Consider the following 4367-nt stretch of genomic DNA (forward strand, 5'->3'; position numbering starts at 1 on the left):
CGTAATCGCCAGGCCGCGACAGTCCGACCTGCGCGTTCAGATTGGCGCCGTCGAGATAGACCTGTCCGCCATGGCCGTGAACGATGTCGCAGATCTCCCGGATGTGTTCCTCGAACACGCCGTGCGTGGAGGGATAGGTGATCATGACCGCGGCGAGATCGTGCGAGTGTTTTTCGGCCTTGGCGCGCAAATCGGCCACGTCGACGTCGCCTCTGCTGTCGCAGCCGACCACCACGACCTCCATGCCGGCCATATGGGCGGAAGCCGGATTAGTGCCGTGCGCCGAGGAGGGGATCAGGCACACCTTGCGCTGCGGCTCGCCCCGCGAGGCGTGATAGCCACGGATCGCCAGCAGTCCGGCATACTCACCCTGCGCGCCCGAATTCGGCTGCAGCGAGATCGCGTCATAGCCCGTGATATCGCACAGCCATTTTTCCAATCGGGCAAACAGCGCGTGATAGCCGCCTGCCTGCTCCGCGGGCGCGAACGGATGCAGGCTGCCGAATTCAGGCCAGGTCAGCGGGATCATCTCGCTTGTCGCGTTGAGCTTCATGGTGCAGGAGCCCAACGGGATCATGGCGCGGTCGAGCGCGAGGTCGCGATCGCTGAGCTTGCGCATGTAGCGCAGCAGTTCCGTCTCCGAGCGGTGGGCATGGAACACCGGGTGGCTCAGGAAGGCGCCGCTGCGCTTCAGGTCCGCGGGCAGCGCATCGCGGGCGCCGGCCTCGACATCGGCGTAAGCCAGTCTGCCGCCGAACGCCCGCCACACCGCCTCGACGACTTGAGGCGTCGTGGTCTCGTCCAGGGCGATGCGAAGCGTGCCCTGACCGACACCAAGGTTGATCTTTTCATCGCGCGCGCGGGCGACGATCTCGCTCTGCTTGTTGCCGGCATCCACCGTCATCGTGTCGAAAAACGCCTCCGACCCCAGGACAAAGCCGAGTTTGCGCAGTCCCGCCGCCAGCACGGCCGTGCGTCGATGGACGGTGCGGGCGATATGGGTCAGCCCTTCGGGGCCGTGATAGACCGCATACATCGAGGCGATGACCGCCAGCAGCACCTGCGCGGTGCAGATGTTGGAGGTCGCCTTTTCGCGGCGGATATGCTGCTCGCGGGTCTGCAGCGCCAGCCGATAAGCCGCCTGCCCGCGCGAATCTATCGACAGGCCGACGATGCGCCCGGGCAGTGAGCGCTTCAGCGCATCGCGCACCGCCATATAGGCCGCATGCGGCCCGCCATAGCCCATCGGCACCCCAAACCGCTGCGCCGAACCGATGGCGATATCGGCGCCGAGTTCGCCCGGCGAGGCCAGCAGCGTCAGCGCCAGCAGGTCGGCGGCGACGATCGCGAGCGCGCCCCTGGCGCGCAGCCCTGCGATCGCCGGGCGCAGGTCGCGCACCGCGCCCGACGAGGCCGGATATTGCAGCAGGCCGCCGAACACCTCCGCTTTGTCCAGATCGGTCAGGGGATCGCCGACGATCAGGTTCCATCCCAGCGGCTCGGCGCGGGTGCGCAGCACGGCCAGGGTCTGCGGATGCACCTCGGCATCGACGAAGAAGGATTTTGTCTTGGCCTGCGCGGCGCGTTCGGCCAGCGCCATGGCTTCGGCCGCAGCGGTCGCTTCGTCGAGCAGCGAGGCGTTGGCGACGTCGAGCCCGGTGAGGTCGGCGATCATGGTCTGGAAGTTGAACAAGGCTTCCAGCCGGCCCTGGCTGATCTCCGGCTGATAGGGCGTATAGGCTGTGTACCAGGCGGGGCTTTCGAGGATGTTGCGCTGGATCACCGCCGGCAGGATCGTGCCGGAGTAGCCTTGTCCGATCAGTGAGGTGAAGAGCTCGTTCTGTGATGCGAGGGCGCGCATATGCGAAAGCGCCTCGGTCTCGCTCAGGGGGGTGCCGAGATCGAGCGGCGCCTGCTGGCGGATCGAGGCGGGCAGGGTTTCCGCCATCAGCGCGGAAAGGCTCGCCGCGCCTACGGTTTCCAGCATCGCCGACATGTCGCGGGGCGAGGGACCGATGTGACGGCGGACGAAGGTCGTGGCGGCTTCGTCAATGGGTTTGCGGTGCGCGGTCATGGCTGTTCCCTTATGATTTCTCGTCATGCCCCGCGAAGGCGGGACATCCAATAAACGCAGGCATTGGCGATTGAACCGAGACGTCACGGCGTACTGGATCGTCCGCTTCCGCGGACGATGACACTGTGGGTGTGGCGGCCGGCTTCGTCATTTCACGCTGTGTGGGCCTTGTAGGCGGCCTCATCCATCAGGCCGCCGAGTTCGCTCTTGTCTGATATCTTCATCTTGAAAAACCAGGCCTTGCCGGCGGGGTCGGAATTGACCAGCGCGGGCTCGGCGACGACTGCGTCGTTGACCTCGAGCACTTCGCCGGAAATCGGCGCGTAGACGTCGGAGGCCGCCTTGACGGATTCGACGACGGCGACGGCTTCCGCCTTTTTCAGGCTGCGACCGACCTTTGGCAGTTCGACGAACACGACGTCGCCGAGCTGCGACTGCGCGAAGTCGGTGACGCCGATGGTGGCGACGTCGCCATCGATGCGGAGCCATTCGTGATCGGGGGTGTAGAGCGTGGTCATGATGATCCCTTGGCGTTTGCGAATTCAGCGTTTGCAGTTCAACGTTTGTAAGTGTTGGCAACGAAGGGCATGGCCGCGACCCGCAGCGGCAGGCGCTGCCCGCGCAATTCCGCGAACACGGTGCCGCCGAGCGCCGCCTGCGGCGTCGGCAGATAGCCCATGGCCACCGGCGCATTGAGGCTGGGCCCAAAACCGCCCGAAGTGACAGTGCCGATCTGTTCGGTTGAGGAGGCATCGGCGAACAGTGGCGCGCCTTCGCGCACGGGGGCGCGGCCCTCGGGCCGCAAGCCGACGCGGCGGCGCGGTGCGCCCTGCGCCAACTGGCTGAGAATTCTGTCGGCGCCCGGAAAACCGCCGGCGCGCGCGCCGCCATGGCGGCGGCTCTTCTGAATGGACCATTCCAGCGCGCCCTCGACCGGCGTCGTCGAGGTGTCGATGTCGTGGCCGTAGAGGCAAAGCCCGGCCTCCAGCCGCAGGCTGTCGCGCGCGCCGAGCCCGACCGGCAGCACGTCGCTGTTCGCGAGCAGCGTCCTGGCGAACCGCTCCGCCTGTTCGGCCGGAACGGAAATCTCAAAGCCGTCCTCGCCGGTATAGCCGGAGCGCGAGACGAAGCAGTCGATGCCGTCGACCCGGCGCGGCCCGGCATCCATGAAGCGCATCGCCGGAACATCGGCGCAAAGTCTTGCCAGCGCCGATTCCGCCTTCGGCCCCTGCAACGCCAGCAGCGCGCGGTCGGGAAGGGGCTCGATGATGCAGGTGTCGGAAAGACCGGCGCGCAGATGGGCATCGTCTTCGGTCTTGCAGGCGGCGTTGACCACCAGGAACAAATGGCTGCCGAAGTTCGCCACCATCAGGTCGTCGAGGATGCCGCCGGAATCGCTGGTGAACTGGGCGTAGCGCTGCCGTCCCGGTGCAACGCTGAGTATGTCCTGCGGCACCAGCCGTTCCAGCGCCAGCGCCGCATCCTCGAGCCTGCCGGATTTCGGGCGCAGCGCGATCTGGCCCATATGCGAGACGTCGAAAAGGCCTGCCGCCTCACGGGTATGCAGGTGTTCCCTGAGCACGCCGGGCGCGAATTGCACCGGCATCTCGTAGCCGGCGAACGGCACCATTTTGCCGCCGCTGGCCAGGTGCAGCGCGTGCAAAGGGGTAGTCTTCAGCGTGGAATGGTCGTCGCGCGCAAGCATCATCGGGCCCTCGCGGTTCCCAGGGAAAATTCCCTGGCAAACCCATCGAAGCCCCATCTGTCGCTGTGCCTGAGAGTATTATCCCGTCGGCGGACGCGTACGGGCCAGAACCCTTCGGCGTCTCTTTCCAGATGCTAGCCAGTCACGAGGGTCCGTTTGCCTGAGAGTTTCCGGGGCGGTTGCTCCTTCGGCGCCGGCGGTTAAGCCGATCTCTCCCGACGTGACGTCTTGAACAGATAGGAAGAAACCACGCCCGCACCAAGCCTGTCAACGCAGTCGCAGCATCTATCAACGGCCGTGCGGCAAGCCCCTGATCTCCTGCACACTTTCTGGACACAATGGCCCCCCTTGTCTAAAAGCGGTGCGCGGGACACATGCCTTTTTGCGGGCGAATCTCCCTTGTTTTTGCGATTGGACCAACATGAGCGGCGTTAACGAAATCAGGTCGACTTTCCTAAAATTCTTTGCCGACAATGGCCACGAGATCGTGCCGTCGTCGCCATTGGTGCCGCGCAACGACCCGACGCTGATGTTCACCAATGCCGGCATGGTGCAGTTCAAGAACGTCTTCACCGGGGTGGAGAAGCG

The 4367-nt window shown here is 65.5% G+C and carries 4 protein-coding genes and 1 riboswitch; of the genes, 1 reads left to right on the top strand and 3 read right to left on the bottom strand.

Translation table 11 applies throughout. The features are described from left to right. From gcvP to gcvT, 3 genes are all read right to left on the bottom strand, one after another. The coding region (gene gcvP, locus QZ213_RS25185; RefSeq protein ID WP_291688779.1) for an aminomethyl-transferring glycine dehydrogenase at positions 1-2074 on the bottom strand (2074 nt) is incomplete at its 3' end. Between the two features lie 152 nt (positions 2075-2226). After that, entirely contained in the window at positions 2227-2592 is a 366-nt protein-coding gene (gcvH, locus tag QZ213_RS25190) for a glycine cleavage system protein GcvH (RefSeq protein ID WP_291688780.1), read from the bottom strand. A gap of 38 nt (positions 2593-2630) precedes the next feature. After that, the gene (gcvT, locus tag QZ213_RS25195) at positions 2631-3779 is read right to left on the bottom strand and encodes a glycine cleavage system aminomethyltransferase GcvT (RefSeq protein ID WP_291688781.1); all 1149 of its coding nucleotides are present in this window, start codon (positions 3777-3779) and stop codon (positions 2631-2633) included. Positions 3780-3917: 138 nt separating this feature from the next. Further along, positions 3918-4007: riboswitch (glycine riboswitch) on the bottom strand. A 193-nt stretch (positions 4008-4200) separates the two neighbouring features. On the opposite strand from gcvT, the gene QZ213_RS25200 reads away from it, so the two are divergent. After that, positions 4201-4367: alanine--tRNA ligase-related protein (locus tag QZ213_RS25200; protein ID WP_291688782.1), on the top strand; the 167-nt coding region annotated here is incomplete at its 3' end.

It is taken from the genome of Bradyrhizobium sp., from assembly GCF_017881085.1.
Taxonomy (GTDB): domain Bacteria; phylum Pseudomonadota; class Alphaproteobacteria; order Rhizobiales; family Xanthobacteraceae; genus Bradyrhizobium.